This is a genomic window from uncultured Butyricimonas sp., assembly GCF_959596855.1.
GTDB lineage: Bacteria > Bacteroidota > Bacteroidia > Bacteroidales > Marinifilaceae > Butyricimonas > Butyricimonas muris.
The window spans coordinates 45512-65909 of record NZ_CAUFYA010000006.1 but is presented as its reverse complement, the minus strand read 5'-3'; the positions used below and the strand labels follow the sequence as shown (position 1 = coordinate 65909).

General features: G+C 44.9%; 12 protein-coding genes. 2 read left to right on the top strand and 10 right to left on the bottom strand.

Annotation, left to right across the window (positions count from 1 at the left end; genetic code table 11):
- The first annotated feature begins 263 nt into the window (after positions 1-263).
- Positions 264-1985, top strand: coding sequence for a single-stranded-DNA-specific exonuclease RecJ (gene recJ, locus Q5866_RS04275; protein WP_186978067.1), 1722 nt, complete (start codon positions 264-266; stop codon positions 1983-1985).
- A 2-nt stretch (positions 1986-1987) separates the two neighbouring features.
- The gene (recR, locus tag Q5866_RS04270; RefSeq protein ID WP_186978069.1) at positions 1988-2605 is read left to right on the top strand and encodes a recombination mediator RecR; all 618 of its coding nucleotides are present in this window, start codon (positions 1988-1990) and stop codon (positions 2603-2605) included.
- 61 nt (positions 2606-2666) lie between these two features.
- On the opposite strand, the gene Q5866_RS04265 is transcribed toward recR, so the two are convergent.
- The 10 genes from Q5866_RS04265 to Q5866_RS04220 all read right to left on the bottom strand — a co-directional run bounded on the left by Q5866_RS04265 (position 2667) and on the right by Q5866_RS04220 (position 20380).
- Positions 2667-3839 (bottom strand): ATP-binding protein, encoded by a 1173-nt coding sequence (locus tag Q5866_RS04265; RefSeq protein ID WP_303179047.1) that lies wholly within the window; start codon positions 3837-3839, stop codon positions 2667-2669.
- A 140-nt stretch (positions 3840-3979) separates the two neighbouring features.
- Positions 3980-5119, bottom strand: coding sequence for a FimB/Mfa2 family fimbrial subunit (locus Q5866_RS04260; protein ID WP_303179046.1), 1140 nt, complete (start codon positions 5117-5119; stop codon positions 3980-3982).
- 39 nt (positions 5120-5158) lie between these two features.
- Positions 5159-8059: a FimB/Mfa2 family fimbrial subunit gene (locus tag Q5866_RS04255; RefSeq protein WP_303179044.1), complete on the bottom strand. Its 2901-nt coding sequence runs from the start codon at positions 8057-8059 to the stop codon at positions 5159-5161.
- Positions 8060-8076: 17 nt separating this feature from the next.
- Entirely contained in the window at positions 8077-8877 is an 801-nt protein-coding gene (locus Q5866_RS04250) for a hypothetical protein (protein WP_303179042.1), read from the bottom strand.
- Between the two features lie 418 nt (positions 8878-9295).
- Entirely contained in the window at positions 9296-10444 is a 1149-nt protein-coding gene (locus Q5866_RS04245; protein ID WP_303179040.1) for a FimB/Mfa2 family fimbrial subunit, read from the bottom strand.
- A gap of 36 nt (positions 10445-10480) precedes the next feature.
- Positions 10481-13441: a FimB/Mfa2 family fimbrial subunit gene (locus Q5866_RS04240; RefSeq protein WP_303179038.1), complete on the bottom strand. Its 2961-nt coding sequence runs from the start codon at positions 13439-13441 to the stop codon at positions 10481-10483.
- A gap of 17 nt (positions 13442-13458) precedes the next feature.
- Positions 13459-14265 carry a hypothetical protein gene (locus tag Q5866_RS04235; protein WP_303179036.1) on the bottom strand — a complete coding sequence of 269 codons (807 nt, stop codon included), beginning with the start codon at positions 14263-14265 and terminating at the stop codon, positions 13459-13461.
- 371 nt (positions 14266-14636) lie between these two features.
- Positions 14637-16010 (bottom strand): TlpA disulfide reductase family protein, encoded by a 1374-nt coding sequence (locus tag Q5866_RS04230; RefSeq protein WP_303179034.1) that lies wholly within the window; start codon positions 16008-16010, stop codon positions 14637-14639.
- Positions 16007-17449: a RagB/SusD family nutrient uptake outer membrane protein gene (locus Q5866_RS04225; RefSeq protein WP_303179032.1), complete on the bottom strand. Its 1443-nt coding sequence runs from the start codon at positions 17447-17449 to the stop codon at positions 16007-16009. The genes Q5866_RS04230 and Q5866_RS04225 overlap by 4 nt, the downstream gene beginning before the upstream one ends.
- Before the next feature lie 12 nt (positions 17450-17461).
- Positions 17462-20380, bottom strand: a complete 2919-nt coding sequence (locus Q5866_RS04220; protein WP_303179030.1) for a SusC/RagA family TonB-linked outer membrane protein — start codon at positions 20378-20380, stop codon at positions 17462-17464.
- Positions 20381-20398: the final 18 nt, after the last annotated feature.

The following is a 20398-nucleotide window of genomic DNA, read 5'->3' as shown; positions in this document are numbered from 1 at the left end:
GAACTGCAAAGATAATAATTAAAGTTTATAAAGTTCATAAGGTTCATAAAGTTTATAAGGTTTAAGACCCTGTCCGAAGGACGTCCGTTACTTTATGAACTTTATAAACCTTATAAACTTTATGAACTTTTCAAACTCTACCCGATTGAAATACAAACGCATAATCCCCCATCGTCACAACCTGTTAAAAAATATAATCGCTATTCTTTTGAAATCCCGAGGAAATTCCGCTTCTTTGTAAGTTGAATAGGAGAAAGTAAATAATGAAGAAAAGATGGGTTATCAATACCCCACCCGAGTGGGCAAAAATAGACGCATTATCCAAAGATCTTGACTGCAGTTACGTCATTGCAAACCTGTTACTTCAACGGGGTGTGAATACTGCAGAAGAGGCTCATGCTTTCTTCAACCCAACCCTTAACATGCTGCACGATCCATTCCTAATGAAGGATATGGATAAAGCGGTCACCCGATTGGAGAGAGCCATTGGCAACGAAGAAAAGATCATGATCTATGGCGATTACGACGTGGACGGGACAACAGCTGTAGCCTTACTTTACAAGTATCTCAAGAACAAATGCGAGAATCCGGAATATTACATCCCGGACCGTTACACGGAAGGATACGGGGTTTCCATTCGTGCCATTGATTACGCGGCAGAGAACGGCATATCACTGATGATCGTCACCGACTGCGGGGTTAAGGCTGTTGAAAAGGTACGTTATGCCAAATCAAAAGGCGTGGATGTTATCATCTGCGACCACCACACGCCGGGAGATGAACTTCCCGATGCCGTGGCAGTCCTCGATCCGCAACGAAAAGACTGTAATTACCCCTACCGCTGGCTAAGCGGTTGCGGTGTCAGTTTCAAACTAGCACAGGCATACAGCCTCAGACACAACCTCCCCATGTCCGACTTGTACAAGTTACTCGATCTGGTTTGTGTCAGCATAGCTAGCGATATCGTGCCGATCACGGGAGAGAATCGTATTCTTGCTTATTTCGGACTGTTGCAATTGAACCAGAATCCCAGTCTTGGGCTGAAAACCATATTAAAATTCTCCGGTATTGACAAAGACCTAACCGTGAACGACATCGTGTTCCGCATAGGACCGAAAATCAACGCAGCAGGTCGGGTAGAATCGGGGAACAAATCCGTGGAACTGCTGATTGCCGATGACGAGAAAAAAGCGGCGGAAGTTGCAGGGAGCATCAATAACTTCAACGACCAACGCAAAAAACTCGACCACGACATCACCGAAGAAGCCCTCGAATACATCAACCAATCCCACTACGATCAAACCCAAAAAGCTACCGTACTTTACAACCCGAACTGGCACAAAGGTGTCATCGGTATCGTGGCTTCCCGGTTGACGGAATACTACTATCGCCCGACAGTCATCCTCACCGAATCAAACGGTCTGGCAACAGGCTCCGCCCGTTCCGTGGAAGGATTTGACTTGTACTACGCCATCTCGCAATGCAGCGAGTATCTGGAAAATTACGGCGGACACAAATACGCGGCAGGTTTGACTCTGAAACTGGAAAACATTGAGCCTTTTAAAGCCAAATTCCAAAAAATCGTGAGCGAAACCATTACCGAAGAGATGTTGACGCCTCAAATCAACATCGACGTGCAAATTAAACTGAACGATATCACGGCGGAACTCTACACGATGATTCAAAAATTCGCCCCGTTCGGTCCCAACAACACGATTCCGGTATTCATGACCGACAATGTGACAAACTTCATCGGCTCGAAACAAGTGGGCAGAAACAATGAACACCTCAAGTTAGTGGTTGTTGACGACACCCGCTTATGCAACGACCGGAGCGGTATCGCCTTCGGCATGGGGGAAGATTTCTCCCGCATCAGCAAAGGTGAATACTTCGATATATGCTATACCCTGCAGGAAAATGAATTCATGGGCAGGAGTGACATACAAATGATGATCCGTGATATAAAATTCAAAGAAGAGGAGTAAACATGCAATCTTTATCGTCCAAATTACTGGAAAAAGCGGTAGAACAATTTGCTTCCCTCCCGGGAATAGGACGCAAAACCGCCTTGCGCTACGTGCTGCACATGCTCCGGCAAAGCCCCGAGGAAGTGAAGCAATTCACGGATAGCATCACTGCCTTGAAAGAATCCATCCGAGAATGTCGTCAATGCCACAATATCTCCGACGAAGACATGTGCGAAATTTGTTCCGACCCCAAACGGGATGCACAGACCATCTGTGTCGTGGAAAACATCAAGGACATCATGTCCCTCGAAGCCACCGGACAATATCGCGGACTCTACCACGTCCTCGGCGGCATTATCTCGCCCATGGACGGTATCGGACCCTCCGACCTCAACATCACGAGCCTGCTGGAACGGGTAGCCAACACCCCCGTGAAAGAAATTATCTTTGCCCTCCGTGCCACCATCGAAGGCGACACCACGGGTTACTACATCTTCAAGAAACTACCCCGTAAAGACGAATTACTCGTCAGCACTCTCGCCAAAGGCATCGCCGTCGGCAATGACCTCGAATACACCGACGAACTCACCTTGGGACGTTCCATCGTGAACCGGGTAAGGTTTGAGCTGAACGGGTAAACTTCTATTGAAGGGGAATCATTTGTATTTACGGAATATCCCTAAAACGACACCTCAAGAATTATTTAAGTATAGTATCAAAATTAGAGTAGTTTAATAGTTTAATCTCTCCCACATTATTTTCTAACATACCTGCATAAACAATAGCCTTTTCAACCACCGGTTCTTTTATCCAAGAATCAAACAGCCTTAATGTTTTTTCAAAGTCACGGTTATAAGTCATAGCAGATTTAATCTCGACACCGACAAATCCATCATTCCGCTTCATCAACAAATCCACCTCATTTTGATTACTATCCCTGTAAAAAAACAAATTACTCTCTTTTCCCTCATTATAACGTTTCTTGAGAGCTTCCATCACCACAAAATTCTCGAAAATAGCCCCGCGCATCTTATCCCGTGCCAACTGCTCTGCTGATTCGATACCCAATAGATAACAAGCAAGTCCCGTATCCATGAAATACAATTTAGGCGTTTTTGTCAGCCGTTTACGTGAATTTGCAAAATAAGGCGGCAATAACATCACGAGATAAGACGCTTGAAGCACAGACAGCCATGCCATGATCGTATTAACAGCAACCCCAACCTCATTAGATAGCTCGGAAGCATTAAACAATGAACCTATCCGCCCCGCACAAAGTCTTATAAAAGTATGAAATTGCATCATATCTTTTATCTGTAACAAATCCCGTACATCTTTATCCAAATAAGTTTTTACATACGAAGGATACAAAAATTTAGGAACATTACTTCCCGAATATATTGCCGGATAAAAACCATCAAATAGCAATTCATCCAATGACTTTTCTTTTGATAACTCTTTTATTTCAGAGTAAGACATCGGTAATAACTCAAACACGGCTGTACGCCCGGCTAACGACTGCGATACCTTTCTAAGCATTGCAAATTGCGAACTGCCCGAAAGAATAAACCGACGTCGAGGGTTTTCATCCACCATTCCTTGAATATACGAAAGTAAATCGGGAGCATTATGTACCTCATCCAGTATCATACCGTCAGGATGCTGGTTCAAAAATGCGATCGGATCACGCAAGGCAAAATCCCTGACATCCAAATTTTCAAGTGAAAAATAGGGTAGATTTTCAAACAAGTTACATATAAGCGTCGTCTTCCCGGACTGACGCGGTCCCGTGATTGTAATTACAGGAAAATAAGCTACCGCTTCTCGAATAACCTCTGCTAACTCTCTGTTTATAAAATTCATTCCAGTCATTTATGCAAATTTAAAGTTGTATTGCAAAATTACATAAATCATTCCGATAAACCAAATATAATCTCATCTATACTCTCCTTCTATCCTCCCCCACGAGAAAAACAAGAGAGGCAGAAATTTTCTCCTGCCTCTCCATTTATTTAATCACCTACCACAACATCTTCATTCTCACCCTTCTCCCAATCCTCTTCCGTGCCTCCCGGTCGAACTGTTCCTCCCGGCTCACCGACCTCGATATCTTCCGAGTTTCCCGTTTCCCAGTCATCGGGGAAGACTTCCAGTTCGACATCATTCTTTTTCTCTTCGATCTTGTCGTCCGGCAAAGTTTCGGTCTTTCCGGTTTCATCCGTCGTTTCCACTTTATTCAAAGTAGACTCCAGTTGCCCGTCACCGGAAGTACTCTCGTTGACTTCCATATCCATCACAACTTGCATATCCGGGTTCGTTTCCACGGCAAGACTGAAAAGATGGGATAAAATTATCTCCTCTGAATCATCTTTCGCGATAATATTACACTCGATATTATTATCTCCCGCGCTACCGCCTTCATTTATCACAGCGATATTCATCGTTGCCGAATAATTATTATCTCCCTCGGCACGACCTAGCCCTCTCGCCAAACCGCCTTTCGCCATCGTCACGAATACTGTTCCCGGATTCTTCCATTCCGTATCCCCGAAACCAAGCGTTGTCCCCACGTTAGGGACAAGCACTCCCGCCTCGGCAATTCTCCCGGAATTATCCGTCATCTGGACTTTCGTTGCCGCGAGCGTCCGTTTCACGGTAAGCTCCGCTTTCGTGTCCTCGTCACCCACGGTTAACGTATTCTTGGCAAAAAGCACGTCGCCCAGCGGGGTGAAATTGGCTGCATTGTTCTTCCTCGTCAACTGAATCTTCATATCGGCAAGAGCCGTACCCACGGCATCTCCCGCTATATTGGCATCCTCAGGTACATTACCCACGAAAGCGATCGTGTAGCTTCCCTTATCCAATTCCACGTCTTTAATATCCGCCACGGAATTATACTTGTAGCTTTTCTGCAATTTTCCCGCTTGGTCGAACACGTACAAACGCACGTGCGAGATAATCCCTTTCAGACCGGCATCATCCAAATTGCCGACACCGCTTTTCAAGGTAAATCCGACCTTCACGGTTTCCGTTCCCGGTGTTGGGTCCGGATTCGGCTCAGGGTCCGGATCTGGCTCTCCACTTCCGCCGCCGCAACTGCAAAAATTAAGCGCCAACGACAATACCATGAATATATAAATAAACTTTTTCATTCAATACATTTTAATGGTTATTACTAGAACGCTTTATCATCAATTCCGATACCCGTTCACCGTTATTGTTCTTTGCAAATCGGAATGTTTTGACTTCAAGTTCACTAAAATCTTACACGACGACACGCCTTCCAGCATCACAAGCTCTCCCTTTGTCCATGCGTTTCCATCGCCTCCGGACGGTTCCATTTCCAACGTCCCTTCACCTTCAACACATGTCGTTTCAACAAACCAAGCCGTATTTGAAAATATTTCAAACGTGAACGAATCTCCCGCTGCCACGGAATACGAATCTTTACCGTTCGTTTCAAGTTTCTCTACTGTTGCCCCTTCTTGGTTAATTCGCACGGCTCCGGTAGAGTGGCGCCCGGCACGTACAATAACTTCTCCACTCCTAAAAAAATCTGCCCCGTACAAGTTAGGTTTCACCCTCACTTTCAGTTTGGCATTACCATTTCCTTTTAAAGTTTCATAATTGTAAGAAACACTGTCATTCCCGTATATCAAGGTCATGAAACCTTCCCAATCGGCACGCAACTCACAACTCCATGCTCCATTTGATGTAATATCAATGTCATACACACCGCCATCTCCCGAAGCATTAATTTCTTGCTGAGTTATAACAAGCGTGATTCCATCCGGACTGAAATTCGGGGAATCCTCCACGTAAACATACAACGCACCGCTATTATATCTTTCCAACAGCACGGAAGGCAATTTCCCTGTCAGATTCGGATTCCTCGACAAGTCAAAATCTTCCAGATTCGTCAGACCGTTGAACGAGTCCGGAATCGCCGTGAGTCCGCAATTCGTCAATGTCAAGTACTCCAACGTACTCATTTGTCCCAACCAATCCGGCAAACCGTTTTGTGCAAAAACAGGAGAATATATAGTCAAATCTTCCAGTCTCAAATCCTTTATTGCTTGAATATTGGCAGGAGTAAGATTATCGTTCGCCAAAGCCAATTCCCGCAAAGACGTCCACCGTGTCACGGTAGTGGGAATCTCTATACCACTGAACCCGGCAAGGGCAAGTCCTGTAAGCGATTCTCCCGTCATATTCCATAAAGCATTCGGGAAAGTACAATTAGTCCCCGCTTGAATGAACAGGTATTTTAATTCAGTCAGTTGACTAAAGTCCACATTAACCGAAGAAATCGCAGATTTCGAAAGATCGATATCTTCATTTTTACCATCATCATCATAAGGTACTTCAAAAACAAGCACTTGCAGATTTACCAGATTAGTGATATGTGATGGAATCGCCGTTAAACTTTCACTACATATTTCCAACAATTTCAAACTAACAGGTAATTCGGGTAGAGTCGTGCCATACGTGTAAACAGAAAGCTCCTCCAATTTGCTCATCTCCTTAATAAATGCCGGAATTTCAGTCAGGCAGCCATAAGAACTCTCCCCGGTACTAAAACATTTTAATTCAGTCAAATTCTTGAAAGACTCCGGCAAACTCCAAGCAGACGGAGTACTATTTCTTGAAGCTTTAGCATTTGTTTTCGCCGCCTGTGTCGACTTTACCCCTCCCCCGTGATCATAATCATTATCACTATAATCATCTAATCGAGAATAACCTATTCTCACGACACGTCCCGCCGCGTTCATCTCCACGTTATACCACAAATTAATATTATCCCCGCTCCAACCACTAACATCAAGCCCCGCCGCTCTCATCGCATCCCGCAATTCCAGCATAACAGCCTTATCATCAACCGACACATCCGGCATCTTCGGCAACACGACCACCACGTTGCCCGTCGTATCGAGTACCACGTTCTTCACCGGGGCAGGCAGTGCATAAAGATTATTATCCACGGAATCCCGCAATGAAATATTTTGCAAGGTATAATTCCCGACAAGCACCCGGTCACGACACTTCACTATAAGCGTATCCTCGCTAACGTAAAGGGAATTGTACGAGTCATATTTATTGGCATACAAAGAATACACGTGCTCTCCTTTACCATCCACGATATCAGCCATCAGATGATGAACCCGGTTAAAATTCACCGTTGAACCGTTCTCCACCAAGAATTTCACGGTCAAACTATCAAGATATATTTTCTGAATTGCCGTAATATCCTCACTCTCCGAAGCTCCCCACTCTTCCAAGCTCATTTCAATCGCCACGTCGAAAACACCTCCCACGACATTCACCTTCGCGTTGATCGTGTGAATCTTGTTTGCCTCCACCTTATTTTTCAATGCAGACACGTAAGTCTTTATTTCGCCATCCTCCACGATCACGAATTTCAAGCGAGCCAGAGAATCGACACAAGTCGGGAAAGCTATCGCCTGACCTTTCATCAATTCCCCGTCCTTGCTCATCGGCACTTTCAATTGTGCTTTCGTGTCTTTGGGAGTCCCGTTAAAACTTACGGATTTTGGGGAGCCCAACAAAGTCACGCTTTGCAATTCCACGCCTCCTTTCAACCCGCTCACATTGATATCCAGACGTCCCACCATACGGCTTAAAGCTGCATCGCTCGTCTTATCCTCTCCCACCGTGATCTTATCCGTACCGGAGAAAATACTACCGGGCAAAATAATATCACCGTTAGCATCCGCTTGCAACGTGACAACAACATCATCCAGTTTAGCGCCCTCTGCCAACCCGCTAATCTGTTGTTTGTCAATATTGGAAAGATAAGCAAAAGTATAAGCCCCCAAAGGCAATTTCACGGGAGTCACGTTAGCCAACCCGTTATATTCCTTTTGTTGCGAGAAAGTACCGTCCTCGTTAAAAATCAATAAATGCAAACCAGTAATTTCCTTGCTTAATGCGTCCGCCGACAAATCAGAAGACCTGCTGCTGAACGTCAAGGCAACCTCTTTACCCGGACCTTCACCTTCGAGCTGATCTTCCCGGCATCCCGTGAACAACACGGTCGACAATACAATGAGAGTATATAATATTCTTTTCATTTCGCTATCATTTTAGATTATAAATCAGATACTTTTTCCTCACAAACCGCCTTATTTCCAGCATCCCCGGAACGAGCTATCGAGGAACCGGGCACCAACGTGATATTCAACTCCAGTTTCTTGTTGCGTTCGATACATTTCTCGGACTTGAAATCAAAATAAGACTCGTTCTTGTATTCATCCCAAACAATAACCGTCCCGCTCACCACGTTTTTTGTCGGGAAACTATAACATTCGTAGCCTCGCCCAAGGTTATAAGAATCCCATTGGGGAATAATAGTATAATCATTCACCTGAATCTCGTCCAACTCCGGACGATCGAAAAAAATATCCATCGCGTAAAATTCATCCTCGTTCACCACGTTCACGACAAGCCCCCCAACCAGACGGTTCATCACCACCGTTTCAGAAGCATTTGCACCGTCCACTCGAGCCACACCTCCAAACAATTCGGGAAGAGTATAATAATCAGATTGCAAAAACAACACTTTCTTGTCCTTATCTCTCAAAACAACATAGTTCGATTGTTCCTCTCTATCATTACCCAACACGAAAAACGTATGTTCGCCGGCATCCAAATCCTTGAACGCTATTGGTTCTCCCGCGGCAAAATAAACCGGTTCACATACTTCATCGGACTTCAAATAAGTAAGGTCATACACCGAAGCAGACATCCCTTCCTCCGGAATCACACCTTCACCGGAACGCACAGCCAACTCCAAACCTCTTTCCGGAATTTCCGTTTGCTCCATTTCACTTTTCTGGGAACAAGCCCCGAAAAGGAATAAACAAAAAACTGCAACTAGAACTTTTCTCATAATTTCGCAATTAAAATTTACACTTGTAATTCTATCTGTCTCTCAATTATTTAGCAATCAACCAATAAACTAATTCATTTTGTTTAATAATGACAAAACAATGTTTCATATATTAAATATCAGATGATTACAGTCTTAAAACATATCAAAAAATGTTCAATTAATGATAACTTAATAATATCCGAAGACAGCACGCCTAATAGAAATACAACTCTCTGTGTATGAATTTTAAAAATAAACAGATGGATAATTACAAATAATAAAAAATGTCTTATATTTGTGAATCATTAAACGAAGGTTATTTGATTCTCAATAAATTATCATATAAACTTTTATAGATAATTATAAATATCACAACATAAAAAAAGGCCAACTAATTTGCAATAAACCAGTTGGCCTTCAAAATTTATCTATAAAACTAATCGGTCACAACGACATCTTCTTCCTCTCCTTTCTCCCAATCCACTTCCGAGCCTCCCGGTCGAACAAAATCTTCCCGCTCGCCAATTTCCACGTCCTCCGAATTTCCCGTTTCCCAATCACCGGGGAACACCTCGAGCGTCACGTCGGTTTCCTTAACTTCAATCTTATCGCCCGGCAATTCCTCCGTCTTCCCAGTTTCATCTTTCGTTTCCACCTTGTTCACGGTCGATTCGAGTTGCCCGTCACCGGAATTGCTCTCGTTCACCTCCACGTTCATGGAAACTTCCGTGTCCGGTTTGGTTTCCGCAACAACATTTATCACTTGAGCCAAAACCACCTCTTGTGAAGCATCCTTCGCGATAATATTACACTGGATATTATTACTCTCCCCGGTACTGCCACTACCGCTCTCGCTCACCACCGCGATATTCATCGTCGCCGAGTAATTCTTATTCTCGTCATCCGCCCGTGAAAAACTTCTTGCCGCTCCGCCTTTCGTCATGGTCACGAACACCGTTCCGGGATTCTTCCACTCCGTGTCCCCGAAAGCAAGCGTTGTCCCCACGTTGGGCACAAGCACTCCTGCCTCCGCGATTTTCCCGGAATTATCCGTCATCTGTACTTTAGTGGTCGAGAGCGTTCGTTTCACGGTAAGCTCCACTTTGACCTCCTCCTCGCCTACCGTCAACGTGTTTTTCGCAAAAAGCACATCTCCAAGCGGGGTGAAATTAGCGGCATTCTCCTTCCTCGTCAATTGAATCTTCATATCGGCAAGAGCCGTACCCACCGTTTCCCCGGAAATATTCCCGTCCTCCGGCACATTCCCCACGAATGCCACCGTGTAGCTTCCCTTCTCCAATTCAACGCTCTTGATGTCCGCCACGGAATTATATTTATAATTTTTCAACAACTTCCCCGCCTGATCAAACACGTACAAACGCACGTGCGAGATAATCCCTTTCAACCCGGCATCATCCAGACTACCGATACCGCTCTTCAAGGCAAATTCAACCTTCACGGCTCCCGCCGGGTTGACCGGTTCCGGTTCCGGCTCCGGTTCAGGACTATCCCCTCCGCTACCGCCACAACCACAGAATCCCAGCGACAGCGACAACACCATGAATATATAAATCAATTTTTTCATACTATACATTTTAACGGTTACTACTCGCACGCTTCATCACTTCATATTCGTGGAATCCCTCGGTATCTCCACCGACTTTGAATGTCCTGTTACGAGAATTGCCCTCTCTCTACCGGTTCGCAATGAATACAAACGCACCAAGATCGTGCACGACGCTACACCGTCCGGCATCTCAAGTACGCCCGTTAAAGTTCCATTTCCAGTCCCATAACTCGGTTCCATGTTCAACCATCCCTCTCCATCAATAATTTCTGAACGAACCTCCCATTCCGTATTAGAAGACACATCCAGCACAAACATATCTCCCGCCATCAAAGAACACGAATCTTTAACACTCGTTTCGAGTCTTTCTTCTTTCGCCTCCGCCTGCTCTATCGAAACGCTCTCCGTGTTACGTTGCCCGACACGCACATTCAACTGTCCGGTACACCTCCAACTTCCATATAAGGCTTCCTTCATAACCACTTTCAAAGTCGCGTTACCACGCCCTGTCAAAATTCCGGCTCCGGTAATACTATCAGCCTGAATAAATTCTCCCTGCCCCGGTATCACAGTCACGCAATCTCCATCACTCGCAAACGAACAAGTCCACTCGGAATCAGTTTTAATCTCAACCTCGTACACCCCTCCCTCAACCGGAACATTAATCCGTTCCGGGGTTACTTCCAGCCATGTTCCGTCAGGACTAAAATCCTTCGATTCAGGAGCATAAACATACAATTCACCGGCATTATATCGCTCCAACAAACCGGTAGGTAATATTCCTGTCAAGTTAGGATTACGCGGCATATCAAGATCCCGCAAACCGGTTAACCCGCTAAATGATTCCGGTATAGAAGTGATCCCGCAATCGAACAAGGTTAAATTTTCTATAGAACTCATTCCCCCCAGCCAAGCTGGAAGCCCACTTTGTCCAAAAACGGGTGAATTAATCATCAGGTCTGTCAAATTCAAGTTCTTTATCGCCTCGATATCTGAAGGCACCATCACCGCATTTGCCAATGACAAATCTTCCAAGACACTCCACTTGCTCACTGACACGGGTACTTGAATACGACTAAAACCATAAAGTCCCAATTCACGAAGAGAACCTCCCGGCAGATTCCACAACCCGTCCGGTATTTCGCAATTCGCCCCACCAACGAGGTACAACGCTTTCAACTCCGCCAATTTACCGAAATCCATCTCTATCGATGCAACACTCGCCTGTGACAATAACGGTAAATAATCATAATCGTATTCATCATCTTCTTCGTAATCCGGCACCCCTATAATCAGCACCTGCAATTGCGTCAAATCCCCGATATGAGCCGGAATTTGAGTCAACGTCTTACTCTTTACTTCCAGATATTTCAATCCGGCAGGCAATTCCGGAAGAGTCGTACTATTCACACTAACACTCAATTCCTCGAGATTACTCAATTCCTTTATAAAAGAGGGAATTTCTGTCAACATACCATAATACTCGCCATCCGACATATTGAAACATTTTAATGCCGTCAGTTCCTTGAAAGAAGCCGGCAAACTCCAAGCAATTGCCTGCTCTCCACTCAACGTTCTCGCTATCGCCTTTGAAGCTGTATTTGCGGCCGCCGCCGTCTTTGCGACACGGTTCCGGCTATAATCATCCTCGTAATCATCCAAATCTGAATAACCGATCCCAACAACACGTCCTTCCGCGTTCAACTCAATCTCGTACCACAAGTTAATATTATCCCCTTTCCAACTCGAGGGAATCTCAACACCAGCCGCTTTCATGGCTTCCCGTAACTCCAACACAGCAGCCTTGTCAGCTGCCGCAACATCCGGCATTTTAGGCAACACGATTACGACACAACAAGTAGTATCAATCACAACATTTTGCACGGGTGCAGGCAACGCATACAATCTATTATACGAAGAATCCTGTATTGTAATATAATCCATGGTATAATTTCCACACGCCACCCGACCGCGAGAATGCAATATGAGCGTATCTCCACTTATATCAATTCCATAATACTCCTCTCCTTTATTACCATGCACACTAAAAGAATTTTCCCTTCCCGGGTCTAAAAAGTTCATGTAAATCTCCTTCACCTGCTCCACGTTCAATGACATTGCTTCCATGACAATTTTCACCTTCAAGCTATCAATATATACTTTTTGAGTAGCTGTGATATCCTCGCTCTCCGTAGCCCCCCATTCTTCCAAACTCATCTGGATATCCACATCAAAAACACCTCCCACGATATTCACCTTCGCGTTGATCGTGTGAATCTTGTTTGCTTCCACTTTATTCTTCAATGTAGACACGTAAGTCTTTATTTCGCCATTCTCCACGATCACAAATTCCAAGCGAGCCAGAGAATCGATACAAGTCGGGAACGCTACCGCCTGCCCCATCATCAGTTCTCCGTCCTTACTCATCGGCACTTTCAATTGTGCTTTCGTGTCTTTAGGTGTCCCGTTAAAACTTACGGATTTGGGCGAACCTAACAAAGTCACGCTTTGCAACTCCACGCCTCCTTTCAACCCACTCACGTTGACATCCAAACGTCCCACCATACGGCTCAAAGAAGCATCACTCGTCTTATCCTCTCCCACCGTGATCTTATCCGTACCGGAGAAAATGCTACCGGGTAAAATAATATCGCCGTTTGCATCCGTTTGCAACGTTACAACAATATCATCCAGACTTTCCAGTCCACTAATCTGCTCTCCGTCAATATTAGAAAGATAAGCAAACGTATAAGTTCCCAAAGGTAATTTCACGGGTGTCACATCCGCCAAACTGGCAAACTCTTTTTTTTGCGAGAAACTACCGTCCTCGTTAAAAATCAATAGATGCAACTTATTAATTTCCTTGCTTAATGCCTCCGCCGACAAATCAGCAGACCTGCTACTGAAAGTCAAGGCAACTTCCTTTCCCGGGACTTCTCCTTCCAGTTGATCTTCCCGGCATCCCGTGAATAACACGGTTGACAATACCACGAGAGTATATAATATTTTTTTCATTTCGTTATCATTTTAGATTATAATTCTGACACTTCCTCAACACAAGTCACCGTATTCCTAACCTTCGCGGAACGGGCGATGGAAGACGCACGCTCCAAAGTAATATTCAATGTCAATTTTTGGTTCTGCTCGATACATTTCGAGGACTCGAAATCAAAATAATACGTATTTCCAAATTCATCATACGCGAATATTTCCCCTTTTACCGGAGTACTCTCGGGGAAACAATAAGCAAGCACCCCGGCTTCCAAATAATAACTATTATAATATTGCGGAACCAGCGCATAATCGCTCAACCAAATAGTATCCTGTTCCGAATACGGTCTTATCAGATTTACCTCTACTCGTGCATACTCGTCTTTATTAAGCACATTCACAGTCAAACCACCCACCAAGCGAGTCATTTCGACCATTTCCACTTCATTAGCACCATTCACTTTAACAACACCCCCAAGAAGTTCAGGTAACCTATAATCTTCCCATCTCAATTGAACTGTTTTCATATCATCTCCATCCAACGACACCAGACAGTTATACTCCTCTGTTTTATTTCCCAAAACAAAAAACGTATGCACCCCGGCATCTAAATCCGTAAAGGATATTTTCTCATCAACAGCAAAATACAACGGTGTACACGGCTCATTTACCCCAAGATCCGTAAGATCATAAACCGCAGCCGGTATCCCTGCGGCAATCAAACTGTCGCCGGAACGTACAGCCAGAGCCAAACCACTACCGGGAATTTCCGTCTGTTCCTCTACATCTTTTCGGGTACAAGCCCCCAAAAAGACCAAACACAAAATTGCAACTAGAACTTTTCTCATAATTTCACGATTAAATTTAAACTTGTATTTCTATCTATTTTTCAATTACTTAGTAAACACATAATCACTCGGCCTTTTCCGTTCGATATGGACGGAGCAACTAATTACACTCTAACAATCAAACGATTATCTCCCCACCACACGCTCAAAAAAGGATCGTTTATTGATAATTCGCCTCGCAACACACGACAATTATCGACAAATTCACAACTATCTGATTGTGAATTTCGAAAATAAAATAGTTATTATTTACTAATAATGAAAAAAGTCTTATATTTGTACATTATTAAACGATCGTTATTTGATTTTAAACAAAACAAAGCCTGATCGTCAAAATGACAATCAGGCTCTATCAGTTCAAAACCAAGAAACTACTCCTTTATCAATTGTTCCAGTTGCATTTTCAATTTAGGATCAGAAGGTCGTTTGGCATAAGCGTCCACGATCTTACCTTCCTTATCAATAATAACAATCCGGGGAACCGCTCGAATCAGGTAACTCTTTGCCAGCGTTGATTTAAAACCGTCCGGCACATTCAAATGATACTCGGCACCTTTCTTGTCCTTCACCATCTGCTTCCAAAGTCCCACCAACTCGTTCCCCGTATCCAAAGACATCGAAACAAACACGATAGGCAGTCCTTCCAGTTCATCCGCCAATTTCTCCATGTAGGGCATCTCGGCACGACAGGGAACACAACCCGTGAACCAAAAGTCCAGCACTTGTACTTTCCCTTTAAAATCGGAAGAAGAATACTCCTTTCCCTTCACGTCGACCGCTTTAAATTCCGGTGCGGGCATTCCCCGCAAAATAGCCTCATTCGCTTCCCGGGCAGCCTGATAACGAGCTTCGATAACCGGCAATTGGGCTACTGCCATAGAATCGGTAATCAGCCGCCGCACGCTCATCATATAATTCGGGAATTGATCCGAATACCCCTTCTGCAACGTAAAATCCAACAGATTTACCAAAAACAGGGAACGTACCTTTTCATCCTCTATCCGCTTACCGTAAATCTCCATAAAATTATCCGGCGACACTTCCAACATCCCCTCTTTTTCCATCCGTTCGAAAGCAGCCAACATGATCTGGAACCATTTCGGCACCCGGGTAATCAGCGGATCATCAAACTTCAAATCTTTTAGAAAATCATAATAATCATCCGGCAACTGCACGTTCTTGTTCATAAACATAGCCATCAACGCCGGACCTTCCAGCAACTGATTGTAAAACCCGTACCTGTATTTCAGCTCTTGTTGCCGAACGAACTCCCGCAGCAACCCGGATTCCCGCAACTTACCAATCACACGTTCCACTCCTTCCTCGTTCATTTTCAGCCATTCGGCAGAATACGTGTCCACCCCGTCAGCGGAAACCCCGATAAAAGCATTCTCCGCCAAAAAAGTATTCTCCGCCGCGTGATCTCCTTTAAAGGTCACCCCGTCAGTATCTTCTACAATCTCCACTCGAGAACCGGGAGTCAGGTACACGGGATAAAAAACCTGCTTCGTACTCACGTACCGGTAATACCCCGGTTCCTTCAAATCGAGCTTCAACACGCGATTCCCCAAAGAATCCGGCATCACCTTCTCGTACCCGCTTTTTTCCTCCGGTTGGAAATAAATATCCCCGTCCACCGATTTCGTGAATGTCACCCTCGTTTCCGGCACATTCCCGTTCTGGCAACCGGTTCCAGCAAAAGCCAGAACCAGTAGCATGAACAACAAATTAAAATCCCATCTCATAAAGTCGTATTTTGAATCAAATCACTCGTTTCCATCGCATTCTTCGGGAAAGGCCAGATCAATAACGGGGAATCGGGCTTCAACGTGTACGTCTTGGTCGTGATTTCTCCCGTGGTAGAATTTTTCATCACGTACTCTTTCGTCAGCGTCTCGTTAAATTCCGCACAGAAACGACGCATATCAAAGAACCCGTTGGAAGTAAGCAACAACTCCCGTTTCCGTTCATCACGAATCAACTGAAATGCCGCTTTCGCATCCGCTGCCTCCGAAGCCTTGTACCCCGCGGGCAAGAATCTCATTTTCCGCAACTCGTCCAGATAATACAACGCATTCGTCTTATCATCCTTCCGAGCGTAACACTCCGCCACCATCAAATACACCTCCGACAAACGGATACCACCGCAATTCCACTTGATATTCTGGCACATCATCGGCATTGCCCCGACCTCCGCCGTCGGACGTGCCGGCATCGCGTACGAGATACACATCACGTAACGCAAATCATTCGTCTTATCATACAAATCGATAATCGGCTTGCGGACATAAGAAGGAGAAGGATCAAACTGATTCAACCCGAACTGGTACAATAAATTCTCCGGATCATCCTCCGTCCGATACACATAGCTACTCCACATGGAAGGCATCATCCCGAGTATAGGATTCTCCGCTATCAATTTCGTGTGTAGAGCGGGCATATCCCACAACTTGTGATAATCCGATTTCAACGCCTCCAACCCGGCAGCCAACGCCTCGTCAATCTCCCTTTTGAACAAATGTACTTTTGCCTTCAAGGCGTACCCGAAATACTTATCCGGACGGGAAACACCCGTCGCACGTTCTGGCAGGTCGGGCAAAGCCGCCTCGATATCACGTTCGATCATCTCGTACACTTGAGCCACAGTGTACTGTTTGCTCTTCGCCTCCAAGTTCAACTCTTCATGGATAATAATCCCGTTATCGGTCGCCGCCGTGTTCTTGTCATAGAACTTGGCAAACTTATTCACCAAAAAGAAATAATTATACGCCCGCATGATCCTCGCCTGTGCCATCCCCGTCACCTTATCCGTTGCGTCCCCTTCCGAATCACCGATATTCGATATAATCACGTTGTATCGCATAATACGCTTGTAACACTTCTCGTACAAATCATCCGTTTCCATGTAATCCGCACGATTCTTCGTTTCGTCCCAGAAGAAACAAATCGCTGGCAACGGGTACTGGTAAGCATCCAACGTGGGCATATTATAACTACACACCTCATCCGCCAGATACCAGAAATTTCCCATATCATAATTCGGGCTTATCTCTTCCAGCAAGCCGAGGTAATCCTCCGTGGAGTTCAACACGGACTTTCCTTTAGGCACTATATCCAGAAAATTATCACATGCAGAAAACAGCATGATTAACCACAAACTGCCTATCGTTATATATCTTTTCATATTCTACTCCCCTTAAAAATTAATATTCAAACCGAAAACATACGTCGTCACCTGCTCCTGCGTGCGTGTCCCCTCGTTAGCGTTGAAAGCCTCTGGGTCAATTCCCTCTTTATTCTTTGCCCAATAGAACGGGTTATTCACCTGAGCCCGCACATTCACGTTCTTCAATTTCAGGGTACGTACCCACTCCCGCGGCAAAGTATAAGAAAGCCCGATATTACGACACTTGATAAATGAAGCACTCAACACGTGCACGTCGGCATATCTCCAATGCAAATCCCGATCTCTCGCCAACCCGTTCGGTCCCATCGACGGCACATCCGTATCCATGTTCTCCGGAGTCCAGCGTTTCGCGATATCTTTATGCATATTTCTCGTGATTTCACTATACACGGAATACAACTTTGGCACATCATTACGCAACGAATGTCCCAGATAATACACGAATTTGGCATTCAATTCCAAAGACTTCCATCTTAAATTCAGCCCTAACGCCCCGTTCCATTTCGGTGCCAATTGTCCTTTCGCCACCAAGGCATGGATATTATCCACCGCCGTGTTGGATTGCACCTCGCCATTCTCATCATACACCGAAGGATCACCCGTTTCCGTCAACCCCGCGTAACGATACGCGTACACCGTCCCGTAAGTATCACCCTGCAAGTAATAGGAATACGGGTATATCAACATATCGTCCGCTACCGTTGGCGTGTAACCGATCTTCTTGATCTTATTCTTGTTATATGCAGCCGTGAACATGGTATTCAACGACCAGTCTTTCTTTTTCAACCAATCGTATGACAAACTCAACTCCATACCCGTGTTCTTCATTTCCCCGTTATTCACGGTTGCATCCGTGAACCCGTAAGACGGATCCAAAGACTTCTTCGCCAACAAATCGGAACTATATCTCCGGTACACGTCAAGAGAACCGCTTAACCGTGAAAAAAGCGAGAAATCAACACCGACATTGAAAGAAGAAGTCTTCTCCCAACGCAATAATTTATTCGGCGCCACAAGTATATCCGTTATGCTCGCGTTAATCCAAAGTGAATTCATATACGCCCCTAATAAATAAGGTGACGAATTTTGATCCACGTTACCCGTTATACCATAAGTCACGCGTAGCTTTAACAAATCAAGATAATTGACATCCTGCAAGAAAGCCTCGTTCGTTATATTCCAGCTAGCACCCAACGACCACAAAGGTCTGTACCTGTATTTCGGGTCTGTACCGAAAAGGTCTGCCTGATCTACCCGGATACTCCCGTTCAGCGTGTAACGTCCCGCGTAAGTATACCCGGCATTAGCGTAAGCAGACACGTAGCGATGCTTGGTATCACCGGTTGAAATATACTCGCTCCGTTTCTTTCTCGTCGAAGTGCTCAACTGCCCGATCACTCCGGCTTGGCTCAAGGTCAACCAATCCATCTGCGCGTAAGTCAGCTTATCATTATCATACCCGTAAGCCTCACTCCCGGACGACCGCCAATGATCTTGTCGGATTTCACCACCGACCAACACCGTGATATCATGATCCTCCCCGATAGTTGTCTGGTAATTCGCCTGTGCCCGGAAATTATAGAATTCGCTCCGGTTATTATCTTTCCTGATATGCCCTTCATCCGGAATATTATACTCGAAATCGCCATAACTGTTTTTAGTGGCAAACTCGTTGACCAGCTTACGCATCATGTAAGAATCCTTCTCGTCATAACGATCTTTATCCGTGTAATTCCTCTCGTACTGGAACTTCAATCCCAAATCCAAACCTTTCATAATCTTGAAATCCGTGTGGGCGAACAGCTTCAAATAAGTATCCCGCGTAGTCTGCATATTCTGGGTAGATGCTTCCAATTCATTATACCCCATAAACTTCAACCCTTCCGTTTCATTTATTTCCTGTGACAGGTAATAATTGTGGAAGTAATGATACACCAGATTTCCGTCGTCATCTTTCAATCTCTCGTAAGGCATAATTTCATTTAAATACCCCGCATCCAAATCATCTATCGATACGGATTGTTTCGTGCGGGAAAAATAAGCATTGGCACCATACGTTAATTTAAACCACTTCGCCAAATCCATTTCGCTCTTCAAATAAACGCTAAAACGCTTGCTTTCGGTGCTTTTCACGTATTGCCCGTAATCCTGATAACGGAACGACACGAACAAATTGGAATTTTCCCCGCCTCTGGCTATCGACAAATTGTAATCCTGCGTCACGGCTGTTTCCAACAACGCCTTCTGTCTTTCCTTACGATAATCGTATTTACGCAATTCGTCCAGTTTTTGATTCAACTGCGCCTCGGTCAGGTTTCCCAAAGACAACTCGTAATACAACTGCTCCACTCCCGTCAATCGACCCGGGTTAGTCGGATCATTCTTGTTACTGAAATAATCGGCAGGATTACTCTTGTAAGTCGGATCGTTCAACAGGAACTCCCGCTCGAAATCAATAACGTCACTGGAAGAAGCGTAATCCTGATAACTCAAACTCGGAAGTGGGTTCACGTAAAATCCGGCAGAAACATTCACATCCGTGGTCTTATCCTTGGCCTTCTTCGTCACGATCACAATCACGCCATTGGAAGCCCGCACACCGTACAACGAGGTAGCGGCGGCATCCTTCAACAAAATATTCAAACTCTCCTCCACGTTCGTCCCCTGCAATTTAGCCGTTACCTTGTAGCGGTTCAAATCATCGTAATTAAAAATAAACTTACAACCGGATGCCTCGCTCAATCCTTTCAGTGCCGAAGATAAAGACACGTCCTCGAAAGTCAGATTCACCTCCCGGTTTTGTGAAACCACCGACGCCACACTCGTGAAAATACACAAAGCAAGCGCAAATTGAATAAGCATAACCTTCTTGATGATTCCGCCAATCCCGCGATTGCCAGAACCATTACAGTTCCTTTTTTTCATCATAAGTAAAAATAAATTAGG

Excerpts from the sequence above, each read along its gene's own strand:
- recJ (WP_186978067.1), top strand. The coding sequence starts at position 264 with ATGAAGAAAAGATGGGTTATCAATACCCCACCCGAGTGGGCAAAAATA.
- Q5866_RS04225 (WP_303179032.1), bottom strand. The coding sequence starts at position 17,449 with ATGAAAAGATATATAACGATAGGCAGTTTGTGGTTAATCATGCTGTTT.
- Q5866_RS04245 (WP_303179040.1), bottom strand. The coding sequence starts at position 10,444 with ATGAAAAAATTGATTTATATATTCATGGTGTTGTCGCTGTCGCTGGGA.
- Q5866_RS04235 (WP_303179036.1), bottom strand. The coding sequence starts at position 14,265 with ATGAGAAAAGTTCTAGTTGCAATTTTGTGTTTGGTCTTTTTGGGGGCT.
- Q5866_RS04255 (WP_303179044.1), bottom strand. The coding sequence starts at position 8,059 with ATGAAAAGAATATTATATACTCTCATTGTATTGTCGACCGTGTTGTTC.
- Q5866_RS04240 (WP_303179038.1), bottom strand. The coding sequence starts at position 13,441 with ATGAAAAAAATATTATATACTCTCGTGGTATTGTCAACCGTGTTATTC.
- Q5866_RS04265 (WP_303179047.1), bottom strand. The coding sequence starts at position 3,839 with ATGACTGGAATGAATTTTATAAACAGAGAGTTAGCAGAGGTTATTCGA.
- Q5866_RS04250 (WP_303179042.1), bottom strand. The coding sequence starts at position 8,877 with ATGAGAAAAGTTCTAGTTGCAGTTTTTTGTTTATTCCTTTTCGGGGCT.
- Q5866_RS04230 (WP_303179034.1), bottom strand. The coding sequence starts at position 16,010 with ATGAGATGGGATTTTAATTTGTTGTTCATGCTACTGGTTCTGGCTTTT.
- recR (WP_186978069.1), top strand. The coding sequence starts at position 1,988 with ATGCAATCTTTATCGTCCAAATTACTGGAAAAAGCGGTAGAACAATTT.
- Q5866_RS04220 (WP_303179030.1), bottom strand. The coding sequence starts at position 20,380 with ATGATGAAAAAAAGGAACTGTAATGGTTCTGGCAATCGCGGGATTGGC.
- Q5866_RS04260 (WP_303179046.1), bottom strand. The coding sequence starts at position 5,119 with ATGAAAAAGTTTATTTATATATTCATGGTATTGTCGTTGGCGCTTAAT.